The organism is Aquicella lusitana (assembly GCF_902459475.1).
In the GTDB taxonomy this organism is placed as follows: Bacteria; Pseudomonadota; Gammaproteobacteria; order DSM-16500; family DSM-16500; genus Aquicella; species Aquicella lusitana.
This window is the reverse complement of the sequence record NZ_LR699114.1, coordinates 1,877,314-1,895,455: the sequence shown is the minus strand read 5'-3', so window position 1 is coordinate 1,895,455 and position 18,142 is coordinate 1,877,314. Positions and strand designations below refer to the sequence as shown.

Annotated in this window: 18 protein-coding genes and 1 tRNA gene; 12 read left to right on the top strand and 7 right to left on the bottom strand. The window is 47.3% G+C overall.

The window, feature by feature from the left end; all coding sequences use genetic code 11:
* Nucleotides 1-14: 14 nt before the first annotated feature.
* A complete protein-coding gene (locus AQUSIP_RS08830; RefSeq protein WP_147277452.1) occupies nucleotides 15-1,061 on the top strand; it encodes a hypothetical protein in 1,047 nt (348 codons plus the stop codon).
* Here the strand turns inward: AQUSIP_RS08830 and ychF are convergent.
* The 3 genes from ychF to AQUSIP_RS08815 form a co-directional block, all read right to left on the bottom strand.
* Nucleotides 1,058-2,149 carry a redox-regulated ATPase YchF gene (gene ychF / locus AQUSIP_RS08825; protein ID WP_114833406.1) on the bottom strand — a complete coding sequence of 364 codons (1,092 nt, stop codon included), beginning with the start codon at nucleotides 2,147-2,149 and terminating at the stop codon, nucleotides 1,058-1,060. The two genes, AQUSIP_RS08830 and ychF, sit on opposite strands and share 4 nt — an antisense overlap.
* Nucleotides 2,150-2,191: 42 nt before the next feature.
* Nucleotides 2,192-2,773 (bottom strand): aminoacyl-tRNA hydrolase, encoded by a 582-nt coding sequence (pth, locus tag AQUSIP_RS08820; RefSeq protein ID WP_114833407.1) that lies wholly within the window; start codon nucleotides 2,771-2,773, stop codon nucleotides 2,192-2,194.
* 65 nt (nucleotides 2,774-2,838) lie between these two features.
* Nucleotides 2,839-3,516, bottom strand: a complete 678-nt coding sequence (locus tag AQUSIP_RS08815) for a 50S ribosomal protein L25/general stress protein Ctc (RefSeq protein WP_114833408.1) — start codon at nucleotides 3,514-3,516, stop codon at nucleotides 2,839-2,841.
* Between the two features lie 205 nt (nucleotides 3,517-3,721).
* Between AQUSIP_RS08815 and AQUSIP_RS08810 the strand changes: the two genes are divergently transcribed.
* Nucleotides 3,722-4,627, top strand: coding sequence for a hypothetical protein (locus tag AQUSIP_RS08810; protein WP_114833409.1), 906 nt, complete (start codon nucleotides 3,722-3,724; stop codon nucleotides 4,625-4,627).
* A gap of 99 nt (nucleotides 4,628-4,726) precedes the next feature.
* Here AQUSIP_RS08810 and AQUSIP_RS08805 read toward each other — a convergent pair whose 3' ends face one another.
* The 4 genes from AQUSIP_RS08805 to lolB all read right to left on the bottom strand — a co-directional run bounded on the left by AQUSIP_RS08805 (nucleotide 4,727) and on the right by lolB (nucleotide 8,024).
* Complete coding sequence (locus tag AQUSIP_RS08805; RefSeq protein WP_232058659.1) at nucleotides 4,727-5,989, bottom strand: MFS transporter; 1,263 nt, start codon at nucleotides 5,987-5,989, stop codon at nucleotides 4,727-4,729.
* A 164-nt stretch (nucleotides 5,990-6,153) separates the two neighbouring features.
* Entirely contained in the window at nucleotides 6,154-7,125 is a 972-nt protein-coding gene (locus tag AQUSIP_RS08800) for a ribose-phosphate pyrophosphokinase (RefSeq protein WP_332066534.1), read from the bottom strand.
* Nucleotides 7,126-7,173: 48 nt separating this feature from the next.
* Nucleotides 7,174-7,248 (bottom strand) — tRNA-Gln (locus AQUSIP_RS08795).
* 161 nt (nucleotides 7,249-7,409) lie between these two features.
* On the bottom strand, nucleotides 7,410-8,024 hold the full coding sequence (gene lolB, locus AQUSIP_RS08790) for a lipoprotein insertase outer membrane protein LolB (protein WP_114833411.1): 615 nt from the start codon (nucleotides 8,022-8,024) through the stop codon (nucleotides 7,410-7,412).
* A gap of 94 nt (nucleotides 8,025-8,118) precedes the next feature.
* Between lolB and hemA the strand changes: the two genes are divergently transcribed.
* From hemA to AQUSIP_RS08740, 10 genes are all read left to right on the top strand, one after another.
* A complete protein-coding gene (hemA, locus tag AQUSIP_RS08785; RefSeq protein WP_114833412.1) occupies nucleotides 8,119-9,387 on the top strand; it encodes a glutamyl-tRNA reductase in 1,269 nt (422 codons plus the stop codon).
* Nucleotides 9,384-10,466, top strand: coding sequence for a peptide chain release factor 1 (prfA, locus tag AQUSIP_RS08780; protein WP_114833413.1), 1,083 nt, complete (start codon nucleotides 9,384-9,386; stop codon nucleotides 10,464-10,466). The genes hemA and prfA overlap by 4 nt, the downstream gene beginning before the upstream one ends.
* A gap of 11 nt (nucleotides 10,467-10,477) precedes the next feature.
* Nucleotides 10,478-11,323, top strand: coding sequence for a peptide chain release factor N(5)-glutamine methyltransferase (gene prmC, locus AQUSIP_RS08775; protein WP_114833516.1), 846 nt, complete (start codon nucleotides 10,478-10,480; stop codon nucleotides 11,321-11,323).
* A 138-nt stretch (nucleotides 11,324-11,461) separates the two neighbouring features.
* Nucleotides 11,462-11,923 (top strand): RNA polymerase-binding protein DksA, encoded by a 462-nt coding sequence (gene dksA / locus AQUSIP_RS08770; RefSeq protein ID WP_114833414.1) that lies wholly within the window; start codon nucleotides 11,462-11,464, stop codon nucleotides 11,921-11,923.
* Nucleotides 11,924-12,195: 272 nt separating this feature from the next.
* Nucleotides 12,196-13,323 (top strand): type IVB secretion system coupling complex protein DotM/IcmP, encoded by a 1,128-nt coding sequence (gene icmP / locus AQUSIP_RS08765; RefSeq protein WP_114833415.1) that lies wholly within the window; start codon nucleotides 12,196-12,198, stop codon nucleotides 13,321-13,323.
* Nucleotides 13,324-13,351: 28 nt separating this feature from the next.
* Nucleotides 13,352-15,706, top strand: coding sequence for a TraM recognition domain-containing protein (locus AQUSIP_RS08760; RefSeq protein WP_114833416.1), 2,355 nt, complete (start codon nucleotides 13,352-13,354; stop codon nucleotides 15,704-15,706).
* Nucleotides 15,707-15,710: 4 nt separating this feature from the next.
* Entirely contained in the window at nucleotides 15,711-16,496 is a 786-nt protein-coding gene (locus tag AQUSIP_RS08755) for an OmpA family protein (protein ID WP_147277453.1), read from the top strand.
* A 31-nt stretch (nucleotides 16,497-16,527) separates the two neighbouring features.
* Nucleotides 16,528-16,761 (top strand): hypothetical protein, encoded by a 234-nt coding sequence (locus AQUSIP_RS08750; protein WP_114833418.1) that lies wholly within the window; start codon nucleotides 16,528-16,530, stop codon nucleotides 16,759-16,761.
* Nucleotides 16,752-17,378 carry a DotI/IcmL/TraM family protein gene (locus AQUSIP_RS08745; RefSeq protein ID WP_114833419.1) on the top strand — a complete coding sequence of 209 codons (627 nt, stop codon included), beginning with the start codon at nucleotides 16,752-16,754 and terminating at the stop codon, nucleotides 17,376-17,378. Before AQUSIP_RS08750 ends, AQUSIP_RS08745 begins: the two co-directional genes overlap by 10 nt.
* Entirely contained in the window at nucleotides 17,375-18,067 is a 693-nt protein-coding gene (locus AQUSIP_RS08740; RefSeq protein ID WP_114833420.1) for a DotI/IcmL/TraM family protein, read from the top strand. Before AQUSIP_RS08745 ends, AQUSIP_RS08740 begins: the two co-directional genes overlap by 4 nt.
* Nucleotides 18,068-18,142 lie beyond the last annotated feature (75 nt).

The window sequence follows — 18,142 nt, the reverse complement described above, 5'->3', positions numbered from 1 at the left end:
TTTAGCCAGGGAAAATGATGCTAGAAAAAAATAATGAAGAAGTAGTAACAGTCAATGAAACGGGAAGTGTTCAACTTCAGCCTATTGTTCAAGAATCCGGTGTAGATTTTTTTGCGTTACTGCCCAGAGAGTTACAACTGGATATTCTTGTCCGCGCCGTTTCATTTGAAATGCCGACTTTTTTACAAACCATCGGCCGACTGGAAGCCGTGTCTCATCATTTCCAGAAATTAACTTCAGCCCTGGTGGATGCTCCTCTTTTTAAGGGTAAGGATGGAGAAAAAAATATAACCACACTATTTGCCAGCATGAAATCATTTAAGGATAGCACTGCTTTGGCAATTAATCATCGCAGTCACCCAGCCTACCAATCTTATTTGTTCAGTCGATGTGATGAGCTTGAGAGAGTTATCAGGGCAAAAAAAATTCGTGAGGGTGTCTTTGAGCGGAACCGTTTTATTATGCCTGGCGGCAAACCATCACGAATTTTGAGCGACGCTATTGGTTTTATGTTACTGACGGGTCTCATTTATGGTTATGTGCAGTTTATTCAGTGCAGCCGTGTTTTTGTTCATGAATCCACTGGCAATGAAAGAATAGAATGCATGCTCGATCCGCTGACGCGCTTTTGGCAGTATTTATTTTCGCTCGATAAAGATACATCGGTACTACTTGCAGCGCTTCTCCTTGGCGTCGTCACGGGAACGTCCGGGTTTTCCGCTGCCCTGGTGGAGCGATTTTGTCATTTGATAGTGGATAGCATTAACTTGATGATTTTGAAATATAAACAGGAAACGGAGTTTTCCCGCATCGCGGGTCATGATGAATTCTACCAGCTATGTAAACAGATGGCTGCCATTCTGAAATGGCAAAACATTCTAGCTCAGGATGAACAAACCAAAGGCGAGATCGAGGCAGTAAAGCAGTCAAAAATGTTCGGCATTGTGCAGAAAATTATTGTGTTGGGCGATCAATTGAGAGCTTCGCGTACTAAAATGCATCCCACGCCTCCGCAAAATGCGGAGGCAGAGCCATTATTGCGACCCCTCATTATCAGCTAAACATTAAATCGAAAGTGCATGATATCGCCATCCTGCACGATATAATCTTTGCCTTCCAGCCGCCACTTGCCGGCTTCTTTTGCGCCCTGTTCGCCGCCGAATCGCACGAAATCATCATAGGATATGACTTCAGCGCGGATGAAGCCTTTTTCAAAGTCCGTATGTATGACACCCGCTGCCTGCGGCGCGGTCATGCCTGCATGTATGGTCCAGGCGCGCACTTCTTTTACGCCTGCGGTAAAATAAGTTTCAAGGCCCAATAATTTGTAGCCTGCATGAATAAGACGGTCGAGGCCTGGCTCTTCCAGGTTTAATTCAGCCAAAAAAAGCTGCTTTTCAGCATCATCCAGTTCCGCGATTTCTGCTTCGAGTGCGGCGCAAATCACCACTATCTCTGCTTTTTCGCTTTCGGCTATTTTTCTGACTTCATCCAGGAGCGGATTATTCGTGAATCCGCTTTCGGAAACATTGGCAACATAAAGTGTGGGTTTTAACGTCAAGAGATGGAATGAATTTAATAAAGGCTTTTCTTCTTTTGAAAAACTGAGTGCGCGTGCAGGCTTGCCTTGATCCAGCTGTTTTTTGATGCGTTCAAGCAAGGCTGCTTCAGCCTGTGCAGCTTTGTCGCCCGATTTTGCCGCTTTTTGTGTGCGAAGAATGGCGCGGTCTACTGTTTCAAGGTCAGCCAGCGCCAGTTCGGTATTGATGACTTCAATATCCTGCACGGGCGAAACCTGGCCCGCTACATGGGTCACGTTAGAGTCTTCAAAACAGCGCACCACATGCACAATGGCATCCGTTTCGCGAATATGCGAAAGGAATTTATTGCCCAGGCCCTCGCCTTGAGAGGCACCTTTGACAATGCCGGCTATGTCAACAAATTCAACGGTAGTGGGAAGAATGCGCTGCGGCTTGACGATTTCAGCAAGCCGGTTTAAGCGCGGATCCGGTACACCCACTATGCCAACATTGGGCTCAATGGTGCAAAAAGGATAGTTGGCGGCTTCCACTTGCGCCTTGGTTAAACAATTAAAGAGGGTGGATTTGCCTACATTAGGCAAGCCAACGATGCCGCATTTCAAGCCCATATCTGTTTCTCCGGTGGAATAGCTTGGTGTGATTAAATTATTCTATTTCTCTGTATGTAATTCCTGCATGGCTTTTTGCATTTCGCCTGCCATGAGGAAGGGCAATATATCATTTACTTTCAATAAGGCCCGGTCAATCTTTTGCCTGTCCGCTTTAGAGGGATTATTTAACACATAATCCACTACATCTTTACTGTTTGCCGGACGGCCTACGCCGATGCGCAGGCGATAAAACTGTCGCGTGTTCAAGTGCCGGATCACATCTTTTAAGCCATTGTGTCCGCCATCGCCGCCATCGAATTTGAGGCGTATGATTCCCGTGGGTAAGTCAATTTCATCGTGCGCGATCAAAATGGATTCGGGCGGAATCTTATGATAATGCATGCAAGCCCGTACTGCCTGACCGCTATGGTTCATAAACGTTGTTGGAATAAGCAGATGACAGGATTGATTATGTAACTGGATCACGCCATGCAGGCCATGATACTTAGCCTCTAGGCGAAGCGTGACATTGTCTGAGTGGGCAAGGGCTTCAACAAACCAGCCGCCAGCATTATGACGTGTATCGGCATATTCTTTGCCTGGATTGGCTAATCCGACGATTAACTGAATAGGCAATGACACTGATGCCCCCGTGATTTGCCAAGATCAGCAGGGCGGGTTTTCTCGCCCTGCGTGAGCTTGAGTCATTATTTCTCTTCTGGTTCCTCGCCTTTATCTTCAGCTTCCTGTTCAATGGCAGGAACTTCCGATGCTTCGGGCGCTTCTGTTGGAACTTCTTCCTCACGTGGCATATGAATAGACACGATGGGCTTGTCGTCTTCATGCGCAAGGGCAACAATTTCTACCCCTTTTGGCACCTTGATATCAGAGAGATGCAGAATATCATTCAGCTGCATACCAGAGATGTCGACTTCGATGTATTCTGGCAGATCGTCTGGCAGACACGCGATTTCCACGTCAGTCTCAATATGGGAAATCATACCACCAGCATCTTTTGCGCCTGGTGCTTTTTCGCCGCCAATGAAGTGCAACGGTACGCTCATATGGAGCTTTTCATCCGCTCTGACGCGTTGAAGGTCAACGTGCAGAATGCGCGCCTTATAGGGGTGGCGCTGAAGGTCTTTGAGAATCACCCGCTCTGAATCCGTACCGGTTTTCAGTGTTAAAATATGAGAATAGAAAGCTTCATTTTCGAGTGATTTTGCAAGTTTTTTGTGTTCGAACGACAAGGAAACGGCTTCTTTGCCTCCGCCATATACAACGCCGGGTATTTTATCTTCTCGACGCAGGCGGCGGCTCGCACCTTTCCCTTTATCGTGGCGAACAGCAGCCTCGATTTCAAACGTGTGATTCTTCGATGCCATTGTTTTGACTCCACTTTATTGAGATATAAATAGTTTGTGCCCTACCCCGCGACCAGGATAAGGGATCGCATATTGTACACAGAATTGATGAAGATGCTATAGCCAGTCGCATTTTGGACGGCAGAATGTCTAAGAAAACATTAAGCTAGCTTCTTTATACTGCGATTTTAGAAGCCATTAAAAAATATAAATAACGAGGATGGGTATGCTGCCAAACCAGTCGATTTCTACCGAGTCGGATGTTGATATAGATATAAAAGAAGTTGATATAGATATAAAAGAAAGTGAGTTTTTGTCACCAACTAACTTAGAAGCACAGCCTTTGCTGTCAACCGATAAAAATCCAACTGACGAGAGCGTAAAAAACGATGTCCCTTTTAGCCTGCCCGCACAGGTAGGATTAGGGATAAGCCGCGACACCTTTTGGGCGCTTTCAGCATTCAAGGGATGGGATTGGCCATTCAGTCGTTTAGGAAAAACGTGGGGGAGCTGGTTAAATCAGTTTGGAATGGGCGCAGCAGCATTGTCCACGGCTTCGCTGGGTATGTTTGCACTGAACCCTAAATTCCGTACCCGCACGGGTGCAGCCGTGATCAGCATGTATGCGGCAGCTTCCCTGCTGGCAATTATTCCCTGGAATTATGCTCAGTCGCTGGGGGCTGAAACAGGCGAGAATGATTTGAACCTTTCCACGGAAGAAGCAAATTATTATTCAAGTATCTACACGGGGATTTTCGAAGCAGTGGTCCAGTATGCAGTGATTTCTGCGGTTTCTGCTGCGCTGGATGCGAAAGAAAAAGCGAAGTGGAAGCTCGATCTCAATCATGGCTTGCAGCGCAGTGTCGAGTTATTGCTGAGTATTCCTGGCGGCGCCATGTGGCAAATTGTGTTTCAGGCGACGTATGAGTGGGCGCAAAAGAATGTTCAAAATTTGATTCTGTCCAGTTCCGGTGTTGCCCTGAGTGTGGCAGGCACAACCTACCTCACTACCAAGCTTGCGGAAAGCATTACGCATTTTATTGATCATAGGCTGGCAAAAGAAGCGCCGGAAGCTGACGATGGAGAAAAATTGGATCATCCGGACGAAAACAGGCTTATGCTTGTAGCGTAAGGCTTGTCCCTGTGGCCCTTTAATTCGAGTGAATTTATCACAGGCTGATCATCCCCGCGCTGGCGGGAATGAAAGGCTAACGCGGGAAGCGGGCCTGATTTAATTTTTTTTATCGTGATTTCCTTTAAAAATAAGCTTCATTAGCACTCCTGCGAGCGTCATGCCGGCAAAGGCAATAATGAGCGGAATACGTGTATCCAGATCTGCAAGCGCGCCCACCAGTACGCCATTTACTCCAAAGGCAAATGCCATAATAGCGCCCGTGATACCCATGACCCAGCCTTGTGAATCTTCATCTACCTGGTTAGAAAACTGGGTCAGGATAGTGGAATAGGCAATGGCGATGGCGGCAGCGAGCGGAACAATAATGATCCAGAGGAAAAGCGTATTCGGCGCAAGAAGGGTCAACAAAGTGCACACACCGGCGATTAAGGATCCACCTATCACGCAGGCTTTTAGCGTAAAATAACGGGTGCAAGGATCGACCAGAAATCCTGTGCCTATGCCGAATCCTACGCCCATGAGGCCCATGTAAAATCCGGTTTGTAACGCGCTGAAGTGATAAACACGCAAGAGAAACATGGAAATAAAAGAGTAAAAGCCGCTCCAGCCAAAAATCATCACCAGTAGAATAATGGACAGTTCACGTACTTTTTCATTCGTGAAGGCCGATATGAAGATTTCAATCGCATGGCTAAGTTTGATGCGGAGTTTTTCAGTGTGCGTAAAAGTTTCTTTAAAAAGAAACTGTAACAGGATGGCGTTTAGCAGTGAAATCGCTGCTGCAAAATAAAAAGGCGTTGCGTAACTGAACGATGCCAGGAGGTCTTTATCAGATAAAATTCCGCCCGCGAGCGGGCCAAAAATAAATCCAAGCGAAATGACAAACAGGATGAGTCCCAGGTTACGTGCCTTATGTTCACTCGTGCTGATATCGACAATGGCAGCCTGGGCGATAGACTGGCTCCCTGCGGTGAAGCCGGCAATGATGCGGCCAATTAGTAGAAGAGTGAAGCTGTTGAATATCACTGAAAAAGCGGAAAATAGATAGCCAAGAAATGCACCCAATAGACAGATCATCAGGGATTTTTTGCGTCCAATCTGATCGGACAGGTCGCCAAGAAATGCTGCGCCGAAAAACCAGCAAAACATGTAGAGACCAATGGTTACACCATAGATAATGTTGCGCATGTTGGCGCTGACAGTCGCTGAGATAAAGTTCGTGTTGGGGTTAATGACCAATTCATTGAGCACAGGAAAGACAAGGCCCAATCCCATACTGTCTATAAATAACACCAGAAAAAGCGGCGCTGCTGTAATAAAAAAATGCCGTCTCATGTACTGTTCTTGTGACATTGCCATATTTATATTCCTATTAATGCGGTTAGCTTTATCAGCGTAATGGAATTTGGTTGTTTAGTCGAATGATCGCGTAACCTTGCCGTAGGGCCTATTTTGGGCGCCTATCCAGCAGAGAAGTGAACGATGCCGGAGGGTCTCTGTGAAGGGGTGCGATATATTTGCCGCTAATCGAGAAACATTCTGCTAAGCGATCCTGCGCCACTAATACGGCGAATAGCTTCTGCAATGGTGTGGCTCAAGCTTAGGCATCGAATGCGATGGCAGTTTCTGGCCGCTTCGCTAAGAGGAATAGTATCGCTGACCACCATTTCGTCCAACAACGAATGCTCAATATTATGGATGGCTTCGCCGGATAAAACAGGGTGCGTGATATACGCAGCAACCTTGGATGCGCCATGTTCTTTTAATGCTTCTACCGCCCTGCATAACGTGTTTGCGGTGTCTACGATGTCATCAACTATAATACAGTCGCGGTCTTTGACATCCCCGATAATATGCATTACCTGGGCTTCATTCTGCTTTGGCCGCCGCTTATCAATGATGGCAAGGTCTGCCCCATTGATTCGTTTCGCAATGGCGCGAGCGCGAACCACGCCGCCTACATCGGGCGATACGATCATGATGTTTTTATAATCTGTTTGATGAATGTCCTCCAGCATGATCGGTGTGCTGTATAAGTTGTCAACAGGCATATAGAAGAAGCCCTGTATTTGATCAGCATGCAGGTCAACGGTTACCAGCCGGCTAATACCCACGGCTGCCATCATGTCGGCAACGATTTTAGCTGTAATGGGCACGCGGGCTGAGCGGACGCGTCTGTCCTGACGCGCATAACCAAAGTAAGGAACAACGGCTGTAATTTTTGCTGCGGAAGCGCGGCGCAATGCGTCAGCAAGCAGGATAAGCTCCATCAGGTTGTCATTCGAGGGGGCGCAGGTAGATTGGATAATAAAGACATCTCGACCGCGTACATTTTCCTGAATTTCAACCATGGTTTCACCATCGCTGAAACGGCTAACCAGTGCCTTACCGATAGGCAGATTAAGATGTTCAGCAACGTGCTGCGTTAATTCTTGGCTTGCGTTACCGTTAAAAATCATTATTTCTGGCACGGTACTATCCTTTGCTATAGACATTTTTGTTTTGCTAGTGCGCGCGAAGCGATATAAACGTCACGAAAATTTTGGCTGGGGTGCTAGGATTCGAACCTAGGAATGTCGGGATCAAAACCCGATGCCTTACCGCTTGGCTACACCCCACCATTATAGGAAGCGCTATTTTGCTGAGAGAGGTGATGAGTGTCAATGGGAATGCTAATAATTTATATGATTAATGGCGATGACAAGGTTCCACTACGGGCGCAACCTGATTCCGCACAAAGAGGAATCTATTCATCTTGGATTCAATAATCACTAAGTACTCACGGATTTCTCACTGCGTTCACATTCCACTGGTGGATCACAATCTTGGATTTTACCAGGGGGGAGGTGATCGCCAATCTGTCAGGCAAATCCACGGTTCCCACTTGGCGGTAACTTAAAAATTGCACATTCCATCCCTGCTGTGCCAGTGAGCTCAAGCGGTGATAAGGATCAAATTGGCCCTGGTAGGAAACGCCTGGCACGGGCAGGCCGCGGATCCAATATTTTAGATGGGAAAGCGGAAGATTCCATCCTGACTGCTGAGCCAGTAATTGCTCCGCACTGTTCGCCGTATAGCGTTTCCCGTCCGACGTTTCAAGCGAGGCCATGCCCGGCTGCCCTGAGAGCCTGAGTGAGCCGGCGCCTAATGGCCCCTGTAAGGCGACCTGATAGCGCTCGCGCTGCTGTGTCCAGTTCATTGTTGCGCTGCCCGATTCCCGAGCTGTTTGAACGGCAATTTTACCGGACAGCTGCCAGCTCTGAATGCGGCTTAGAGCCAGCTCGCGGTTTTTCCAGGGAATTTCGGGGGTGGGCGCGGTCGGCGTCACCGTAGTACAGCTGACTAATGCGAATGTGAAGGTGCAAAATGACAGGAGCAGAATCAGTGTGCGCATTGCTTTGGCATCCTAAAATGAATTAATCCTTTGTTTTTCTTCCGTGTTTAAGCATAAAATATGCCCAAAATTACAACTTGGCAACTTTATTCACATGTCTATTTTTGCAATTGGGATAAATCATAAGACAGCGCCTATTACTTTGCGGGAGAAGGTCTATTTTGCGCAAGATCTACTTTCGCTCTACTTGCAGGATTTACTGAATCGGGGCTATGCGCAGGAGGCTGTGTTGCTTTCCACCTGCAACCGATCGGAACTGTATTGTTGTGCCGATGATATTCATGCCGTTCACGACTGGTTTTGCGCGCAAACTTCGTTATCCCGCGAGGCCCTCGCGCCGGCGATTTATACTTATCGCGATGAAGAAGCCATCGCGCATATCATGCAAGTGGCATGTGGTCTTGATTCCATGGTGCTCGGCGAGCCGCAGATTCTGGGTCAGATGAAAGAAGCATTTTCGGAAAGCTGCGCTGCCTCTGCGGTCAGCACAGCTTTTCATGCGCTTTTTCAACAGGTATTTGCGGTAGCCAAAGAAATCCGCACGACCACCGCTATCGGGGCCTGTCCTGTTTCTGTGGCCTCTGCCGCTGTTTACTTTGCAAGGCAGCGGTTGGTGGAATTTGCACAGGCTAACGTGGTCTTGATCGGTGCAGGCGATACCACCGAGTTATTGATACGTTATCTTCAACCGCTTCTCAGCAAACCCGTGACGCTAGTTAATCGCAGTACAGAAAAAGCCGCCAGCCTCGCAGAAACAGTGGGCGGCCATGTCTATGGCCTGGAAGAATTGAGTACTGCGCTGGCACAGGCCGATATCGTATTTTCGGCAACCGGCAGTGCGCAGCCTATCGTTAAAAAAGAAATGATGGCGGAAGCTACGCGTATGCGCCAGGAAAAACCAACTATACTCATTGATATAGCGGTGCCACGTGATATTGAACCGGCAGTGGCTGATTTAGAGAACGTGGAACTTTATTGCATTGATGATTTGAAGGCGATCATTGAAAAAAACCGTCAAGGCCGGGAGCATGCGGCAGAGAAAGCGCGAGAAATGATTCGCAAGAAAAGCATTGAATTCCTGACCGAGCTCAGGTCACTTGATAAAGTGGCGCATACCATTCGCGCTTACCGCGGCCAGATTGAAGATATTTGCCACGCGGAGCTGACTAAGGCAAGACAGCAGCTTCGCCTGGGTTCAGATCCGGCGGAAGTATTGGATGCATTTGCCCGTGCTTTTATTAAAAAATTATTGCATACGCCCAGTGTACAATTACGTCAGGCGGGGGCGGAAGGGCGTTACGATCTGCTGCGTTTTGCCAAACAATTATTTGCTATACCGGATCCTGAAACTGAGCGGTTATGAAACCATCTATTAAAACGAAGTTAGAAAATTTGGCTCAACGCCATGATGAATTAAAACGTTTGCTATCGGATCCTGATGTGACCAGCGATCTCAATCGTTATCGCGATCTCTCCAGAGAGTACGCGCAGCTTGAGCCGTTTGTGCAGAAATACGAACGATACCAGCAGCTTCTCAAGGAACTGGAAGAGGCAACGCTCATGCTGGAAGAGGAAGATCCTGAGCTGCAGCAGCTGGCCAAGCAGGAAGTCAAACAGATAGAGGATGATATTGCGGCACTGGAAGAAGCATTACTGATTGATCTATTGCCCAAAGACCCGCACGACAATAACAATATCTTTTTGGAAATTCGCGCAGGCACAGGCGGTGATGAAGCTGCTATTTTTGCCGGTGATCTTGCGCGTATGTATATGCGTTATGCAGAGGCAAAAGGGTTCAAAATGGAAGTGATCAGCGAGAGCCATGGCGAGCACGGCGGTTATAAGGAAATTATTATCCGCATTGTTGGGCACGGCGCATTTTCGCGCTTCAAATTTGAATCCGGCGTGCACCGCGTGCAGCGCGTGCCAGAAACGGAAGCACAGGGTCGCATTCATACTTCTACATGCACGGTAGCCATTTTACCTGAGCTGGAAGAAATTGAAGAAATCGATATCAGCCCTGCTGATTTGCGCATTGATACATTTCGTGCGTCAGGTGCAGGCGGCCAACATGTACAAAAAACCGATTCTGCGATACGGATTACGCATATCCCCACTGGCACAGTGGTTGAATGTCAGGATGAACGATCGCAGCATAAAAACCGTGCGCGTGCGATGTCATTGCTAAAAGCGCGCATCCTTTCCGCAGAGCGGGAGAAGCAACAAAAGCAACAAGCGGAAACGCGACGCAATCTTGTGGGTACCGGTGACCGTTCTGAACGGATTCGCACCTATAATTTTCCGCAGGGGAGATTGACGGATCATCGTATCAACTTGACACTTTATCAATTACCCCAAATCATGGAGGGTGAGCTGGATCCCGTGATTGATGCGCTGGTTCACGAATACAACGCAGACTTGATTGCGTCCCTAGGGGAATGATGACCAGCATAATGACCATTGCGGAATGGCTTCAACAGGCAACACATCAGCTTGCAGCGGTGACAGATGTGCCTCAGTTAGAGGCTGAAATCCTCCTGGCGCATGCTCTCAAGAAGTCACGTAGCTATTTGTATGCGTGGCCTCAACAGACGGTTGCATCTGAAGACGCGCAGCATTTTATTCATTTGCTTGCACAACGCGCCCGCAGCAAACCAATTGCCTACATTACAGGTAAAAAAGAATTTTGGTCGCTGGAGCTCTTTGTTAATGAAAACACACTGATTCCCCGCCCGGAGACAGAGTTGTTGGTCGCTTCTGTCTTAAATTTATTTCCCGAGCAAGATAAGGCAGTCCAAGTAGCTGACCTTGGCACAGGCAGCGGCGCGATTGCCCTAGCACTTGCCAGCGAGCGTCCAGCATGGCAAATCCATGCGGTTGATATTAGCGAAGCGGCTCTCAGTGTGGCCCGTAAAAACGGGCGGCATCTGACGTTGCAAAATATTATTTTTCACCAAGGTAATTGGTGCGAAGCGCTGCCTGCCGGCGGATTTGATGTCATCGTGAGTAATCCGCCTTATATTGCGACGGATGAATGGAGAAGGTATGCGGATGGCTTGGCGTATGAACCGGAAAACGCTTTATTGTCCGGAGAAGACGGCTTGGCGGCTATTCGCGAAATTATTAATACTGCCAAATCCCGCTTAAAACAAGCGGGTTATCTGCTCATTGAGCATGGTTTTGCGCAAGGCGAAGCGGTGCAGCGCCTCTTTTCCAAAAACGGTTACAGTCATGTTCACTCGCTTCGCGATTTGCAGGGACAGACGCGCGTGACGCTTGGACGCTATGCAGGCGCTTAGGGTGACAGGCTGCATTTTGCTGCCACGAGCCGATTTTGAGCGCTGCCGAAGGGCAGAATTTCATTGCCGGCGCACAGGTTTTTTTGGTATAGGTGTCAAATTTGGACTACAATTAATCTCAGGGTAGGAGATATTATTATGGCAACTAAAGAAAAAGACATTTTAGAGCCCAGCTTAGAGGTCTTAGGCATTTCGCCTTACAAGCAAAAAAAGACCGAAGATTATATGAGTGCAAAAATGCTGGAGCATTTCCGAAAAATTCTGATGGCTTTGCGGCAGCGATTGCTGGAAGGCGGTGACAAGATTGTTACTCATATGAAAGAAGAAGCAATTAATTACCCCGATCCCAATGACCGCGCAAGCCAGGAAGAAGATTTCCGCCTGGAACTGCGGACGCGTGACCGAGAGAGGAAGCTGCTGAAGAAAATTGAAGAATCCCTCGAGCTTATACGGGAAAAGGAATATGGCTATTGTGAAGTCTGCGGTGTTGAGATTGGCCTGCGCCGTCTGGAAGCGCGCCCCACAGCAACGCTTTGTATAGATTGCAAGACATTGGATGAAATTAAAGAAAAGCAGCAAAAACAGGAAGAAGAATACTAAGCGTAACGTGATGTGTTTCAGTTCTTTTATCAGTCAATAAGCAGTGAATGTGCCTGTGTTAACGGGCTGCGTCATGCCAGCTTCCGCTGGCATGACAGGGAGAATGGAGCTTGCATTTTTCTGCTCCCATGCCATCAAGAAACCCGGTCATTTTATTATGCAATTGATTATTCTAAAATTTTTGACTACAAGGTCGATGCCTGGTAATTTGCACTCTCACAAAATCATCTATAATTAAAAGGATTGGTAAGGATTTATAGAGAGGTTTAACAATGGCCGCAGCACCACAGGGTAATCAATCTGATAATTCCAATGCCATGTTGTGGAGTATCGCAGCGGTTTTTGCTGCGATGGGTGCTGTCTGGTATGTTTTTAAAAACCAAATCGCCTATTTTTATCTTCAGATTAAACTTTACGAAGCCAAGTTTTTAACTATTTTCAGCGACCGGTTTGAGCGCGTGCAAGCCAATATTCAGGCTATGCAGGTGAATGTAGACAAAACCAGTTTCAACGATCTGATTAATATTGGTATCACTGTCGGGGACTGGCTTCGTTATCCTTTTATCGTCATCTTGATCGCGCTTGCCTTTGCTGTCTATTTTGGTAATAGCACGCGTATTTTTAGGCGTACTTATTCCATGAAGGATTTGGCCGTGCTCGAGAAAGGAAACTGGCCGCAAATTTCACCCGTGATCGGACTCGATTTGGTCAAAACAGACATCGACAAAGGGCCTTGGTCCATGGCGATGTCACCTTTGCAATTTTGCAAACGGTTTAAGTTGCTCGAAGAAGTGCGTCCACAACGGCGTGAAGGGATGAGCCGCAAAGATTGGGACCGTGTGGAGGTGGTATTAAAGCGTGGCGAATCTAATAAGATTTTTGCCATGCAATTGGGCCAATTATGGAAGGGCGTAGAGAGATTGCCGCCGCATGCAAAAGCGTTATTTGCTGCTTTTGCTGCGCGTATTAATGCGGACAGCAAAGGTGCCGCAAATCTGTTGGCGCAGCTCGCTGCTTCGTCAGGCTCAGGTAAGCTCAATGTAGCAGGCGTTAATGAGTTATTAAAAAAACATATGGGTTCAAAGGCAGTGCAACGGATCGTGCAGTCGCATGCTTATGTATTAACCGTGATGGCGTCCATGCTGGAAGGCGCGCGAGAGGATGGTGTACAAGCCTCAGCTGATTTTTTATGGCTAAAACCAATGGATCGGCGGCTTTGGTATACATTGAACACAGTAGGCAGGCAAACACCCTTCGCAGAGGTAGCGGGTGTTTTTGCTCACTGGGTAGCAGAGAAAGAAGCAGGAAGAAAATTAATGGTCCCCATGGTTGAAGAAGCAACCAATGCGCTGGAGTTGGCTCTGAAAGAAGTGGTTTATCATCCGGATGAGCAGCAATAACAGTTAGGTGTTAGCGAGGTATTGAAAAATGGGAATACGCGGCTTAGAAGAACAGCATGAACTTCAGCCCCAATTATTGCTGCGTGATACACGTACATTGGGAATGAAGGTTGTTGATTTTTTCAAAGACCCCGTCAATAGTGCTTGTTTGATGGCATCTTTTGCCTTTGCTGCTTTCTTTTTCCCCGCGGTTGCCGAATTTATTGGGATTTTAGGTATTGGTACTTTTATCTACGCCTATACTCGCCGCAGTACACTGCCATTTCGCATGCCGCAACGCTCCAAGGCATATGACTATAATGACCCCTTGCCAGGTTCTAACAAGCCTCGTCTTGCAAGAGGCATTTCATTTTTTGGTAACCGGCGATCGGATAGTGATGAGCTCTGGTTTAATAATGACGATATGCGCACCCACGTTTTGATTTTTGGGTCAACCGGTAGCGGTAAAACAGAAGCGCTTGTTTCACTCTCATACAACGCATTAGTGCAAGGCAGCGGTTTCTTGTATGTGGACGGTAAGGGCGACAATTCTTTATTCGCAAAAGTATTTTCTATGTGCCGCAGCATGGGCCGTGAAGATGATCTTTTGCTGATTAACTTCATGACAGGCGCGCGCGATATTGTGGGTGCCCAGGAAAAGCGCCTGTCCAATACCATGAACCCGTTTTGCAATGGTTCTTCCAGTATGTTGTCGCAGTTGGTAGTGAGCCTGATGGACCAGGGCACGCAAAGTGCTGATGGCGATATGTGGAAAGGCCGTGCCATTGTTTTCGTCGAAGCGTTAATGAAAGTGCTGGTGTACATGCGCGATCAGGGCAAAATTCTGCTGGATGCGAACACCATCCGTAATTATTTTGAATTGACACGCCTTGAAGCAATAGCCATGGACAAGATGTTTCCGCGCGACAATCAAGAACCGGTCAGTCTTGCGGAAACGCCGGATCTCGTCCTTGAGCCTATTCGAAACTATATTATCAACTTGCCGGGTTATGATCGGTCTAAAAAAGGCAAGCAGGGTTCACAAGTGCTTGAACAGCACGGATTTATCACCATGCAATTGACACGTGCCTTCGGTTCATTGGCGGATACCTATGGGCATATCATTCGTACTAATCTAGCAGAAGTGGACTTGAAAGATGTGGTCTTAAATCGCCGCATTCTAGTTGTGTTGCTGCCGGCGCTTGAAAAATCACCTGATGAGTTGGCAAACCTCGGTAAAACCATTATTGCCTCGCTCAAGGCCATGATGGCAGCGGGTCTCGGTGAATCGGTGGAAGGTTCCTATCGTGAGGTAATCACTCGCAAGCCAACCAATGCACCCACGCCTTATATGTGTATTCTCGATGAATACGGTTATTATGCGGTCAAAGGCTTTGCCGTTGTGCCCGCACAAGCCCGTTCACTCGGCTTTTCTGTTATTTTTGCCGGACAAGATTTACCGGCGTTCCAGAAGGCTTCCAAAGAAGAAGCTGCCTCTATCGGCGCCAATACAAACATCAAGATTTGTATGAAACTGGAAGATCCCATGGATACTTGGGATTTTTTCCAAAAAACGGCCGGTGAATCGTATGTCACCAAAGTAGATTCTTTTCAGACCAATGCAGGTAGTCTGTTAAATAATTATATGGATAGCCGCAGTGCTTCATCTGAAAAGCGGCAGCGTATTGATCTGCAGGATTTAAAAGACCAGCGCGAGGGCGAAGCGCATATCTTCTTTAAATCAAAAATCATACGCGCGAGAATGTTTTTCGCAAACCCTGCACCGGTTGAAAGAATGCGAATTAATCAATTCCTGAAAGTAGAACGACCGCCAGGACGCGTATTGATCGATCTTGAAGAACGAATTGAGCGCTTTGATGAAGTCTTGGCAACAGATGAAGCTGTGTTTACTTTGCCGCAGGACGAAGGCGAAGAAATCCAGATCATTTCTGATTCCATCACTTCTCAGCCCGAGGCGAATCCCATTGAGCGCGCGTTATCTGCTTTACTGGCATTTCATAATCGTCATGCCGCGACTGAGAAAGTGGAGGCGCCTGAAGAAGAAGTCGGTGACGGAAGGCTTAATATTTTTGCCAAAGTTGCCCTGCCTGAACCCGTCAAGGCGCTGGTGGGTGCGCCACAGTTTGATCAATTCAGTTCGCCTTTAGTGAATAAGGGAATAGCCAAAGATAAAATCGAATTGCTTGAAAGATTGATGGGGCGACCGGCTTCTCAGGCGAACCCAATGACTAATGAAATCCTTAAAGATATGGCGCTCGCTACCGATTATCCACCGCCTATTGAAGGCATCTTTTTGCCCAGCGAGGAAGTAGTGGCTATTGCCAATGAGCTATGTGATTATGTAACCTCTCTTAAGACGAAGACTCAAGAAGAGGGTGCATAACGAAGTGCAAAAGTTGGTGATCGCCAAGGTTGGCAGGATGAATCCCCTGTTCTTTTTTTGGAGAAGCAAGCCATACGGATGTTTCTTTCTGTTAACGTGTTTCTGCCTTTTTCTCTGTGCTTGCGCTTCTTCCGATGTTTCCCGCGAAGCCGCTTCCAATATGGATATGGGCGTACAAAATGCTAAAAATCTTTATAACAATGCCACTGAAGGGAATATCGCAGATTCCTACCAGAATGCCAGCCAAGCCACCAAGGGCGCTATTATTGGCGGTACAGCCGGTGCGGTAACAGGCGGTTTATCTTCCGGTATCGGCGTTTTTCATGGCGCTGCCATTGGTGCCATTCTCGGTGCGGCTTATGGTTCTTACATCGACTCAACCACAACGCTGGATGACCGATTGGAAAATCGCGGCGCAAATATTGTCGTGTTGGGCGATCAAATCCTGATTGTCCTGCCCTCCGCACGTCTTTTTAATCCCATGACTTCGACATTGAAAGCGCAAGCTTATTCCACGCTTTATTTGGTGGCTCAGTATATTAATCAGTACACAAAAATGCTGGTGAAGGTATCCGCTTATACCGACGCAAGCGGTACCAGCAGCGCAGACCTCGCTTTATCGCAGCAGCAGGCTGAACGAGTTGCCAAGATCTTACTGGCAAGCGGCGTTGACGCCCGCGTTTTATATGCAACGGGTTATGGCGGCACACGCCTGGTCACTAAAAACACCATGAATTGGGATACGGATAATTACCGCATCGAAATTACATTAGAAAAATTGTATGTGTAAAGCAGTAATCGCTGGTAACGGAGCCTGACCCATGTGGGGACGACGACATGAAATAGCGCGCTTGCATAGTGATTTTTACCGGGATCAGTATCGTAAAACTTTACGTTGGCTGATGATGACCGTTTTCATCATGTTTGCGCTAATTGCAGCCATTATTTATTTCATTTTGGTTATTCCTTCACAGCAGCATTATGCTAATACCATTGAAGGAAAGATTTTACCCATGCCGCCACAAACACAAACGGGACAATCAGCATGGCGATAAGCGCAGCCGAAGAAAAATATATGCCGCGGGAGCATGATTTTTACCGTAAGCATTACCATCATGTTATTTACGTTTTGATGACGGTCATTGTTTTGATGATCATTGCAGTAGGCGTCGTGTTTTTTCAGATGCTCAAGCGGCCGTTGCCAGCATTCCATGCCGTGCAGCCGGATGGAGATAGAATGGTTTTAACGCCTTATCTTCAACCTAACCTGCTGCCGGAGACGCTGTTGCAGTGGGGAAGCAAGGCGGCGACGGTGGCCTATACTTTTGACTTTTCCCGTTTCCGGGAACAGCTTGCACTGGCAAGGCCCTATTTTACTGAGGCAGGGTGGGCTGATTATCAAGGTTCCGTGAGTGGCCTTCTCGATACAATTTGGGAAAACAAGTTGTTTATAAATGGCGTCGTTGCTGGCACGCCGGTGATCTCCAATCAAGGTCCGTTACCCGGTAAAGACTATGCCTGGCGGGTACAGATTCCATTTCTGGTAACTTATCAAAGTGCCAATACAACGACCAAGCGTGATTTTTTTGTCGTACTCACGATCGTGCGGGTACCTACTTATAAGAACCCGCAAGGGATAGGTATTGATCAATTTGTCATGGTGCCGCGATGAAGACAAACCGAAAAGATCCGATGGTGACAGTTTTTTCGCGCAACATTTTTTATAAACAGCTGCATTATCTGGCTTTAAGTACCTTGGCGTTAACGATCATCATCATTGGTGTTTTAATTGGCATTCTTTATTTTCTTATTCGCAATCCCCAGCGTCCTCTCTACTTCGCTGCAGATAGCGTTGGGCGGCTTATTCAGATTGTCCCAGTGGATAGGCCAAACATGAGCAATGATGAAGTGATTAACTGGGCAGTCGAAGCATTGCAAACGGCTTTTTCTTATGATTTCGTTAATTATCGCGGGCAGCTGCAATCGGCACAAAAATATTTTACGACCTATGGGTGGTCAACTTACATGAGGGGGCTTACCCTCTCCGGTAATCTGCTCGCAGTGACGGGGCGCAAGCAGATCGTGATTGCGCAAGTCGTACCGCCGGTTAAAATCGTGGCGCAAGGCATATTGGGCGGTGCTTATGCATGGAAATTTGAAATGCGTGTGCTGATGACCTATTGGGAGCCGCCTTTTGATAATGAATCCAAGGTGCTTAATCCGCTGGATGTGACTATGATTGTCCAAAGGCAGGAAATTCTTCAAAGCTATAAAGGGCTCGGTGTATTGCAAGTTATCGCGAGATTTGCGACTTCTCCTTCTACTCAGCCGCAGGAAATTTCAAGAACACCCACGGGGTAATGAAACTCATGGTTTTTTTGAGTGCATAGTTTTTACTCTGTTTTCGATTGAAGAACGTTGAAAGATCGCGCAAAA

Coding starts and splice junctions, on each gene's coding strand:
- prmC (WP_114833516.1), top strand. CDS start 10,478: ATGACCATTGCGGAATGGCTTCAACAGGCAACACATCAGCTTGCAGCG.
- AQUSIP_RS08810 (WP_114833409.1), top strand. CDS start 3,722: ATGCTGCCAAACCAGTCGATTTCTACCGAGTCGGATGTTGATATAGAT.
- hemA (WP_114833412.1), top strand. CDS start 8,119: ATGTCTATTTTTGCAATTGGGATAAATCATAAGACAGCGCCTATTACT.
- AQUSIP_RS08805 (WP_232058659.1), bottom strand. CDS start 5,989: ATGGCAATGTCACAAGAACAGTACATGAGACGGCATTTTTTTATTACA.
- AQUSIP_RS08800 (WP_332066534.1), bottom strand. CDS start 7,125: ATGTCTATAGCAAAGGATAGTACCGTGCCAGAAATAATGATTTTTAAC.
- ychF (WP_114833406.1), bottom strand. CDS start 2,149: ATGGGCTTGAAATGCGGCATCGTTGGCTTGCCTAATGTAGGCAAATCC.
- AQUSIP_RS08815 (WP_114833408.1), bottom strand. CDS start 3,516: ATGGCATCGAAGAATCACACGTTTGAAATCGAGGCTGCTGTTCGCCAC.
- AQUSIP_RS08750 (WP_114833418.1), top strand. CDS start 16,528: ATGTGGGGACGACGACATGAAATAGCGCGCTTGCATAGTGATTTTTAC.
- icmP (WP_114833415.1), top strand. CDS start 12,196: ATGGCCGCAGCACCACAGGGTAATCAATCTGATAATTCCAATGCCATG.
- AQUSIP_RS08760 (WP_114833416.1), top strand. CDS start 13,352: ATGGGAATACGCGGCTTAGAAGAACAGCATGAACTTCAGCCCCAATTA.
- lolB (WP_114833411.1), bottom strand. CDS start 8,024: ATGCGCACACTGATTCTGCTCCTGTCATTTTGCACCTTCACATTCGCA.
- AQUSIP_RS08740 (WP_114833420.1), top strand. CDS start 17,375: ATGAAGACAAACCGAAAAGATCCGATGGTGACAGTTTTTTCGCGCAAC.
- AQUSIP_RS08745 (WP_114833419.1), top strand. CDS start 16,752: ATGGCGATAAGCGCAGCCGAAGAAAAATATATGCCGCGGGAGCATGAT.
- dksA (WP_114833414.1), top strand. CDS start 11,462: ATGGCAACTAAAGAAAAAGACATTTTAGAGCCCAGCTTAGAGGTCTTA.
- AQUSIP_RS08830 (WP_147277452.1), top strand. CDS start 15: ATGATGCTAGAAAAAAATAATGAAGAAGTAGTAACAGTCAATGAAACG.
- prfA (WP_114833413.1), top strand. CDS start 9,384: ATGAAACCATCTATTAAAACGAAGTTAGAAAATTTGGCTCAACGCCAT.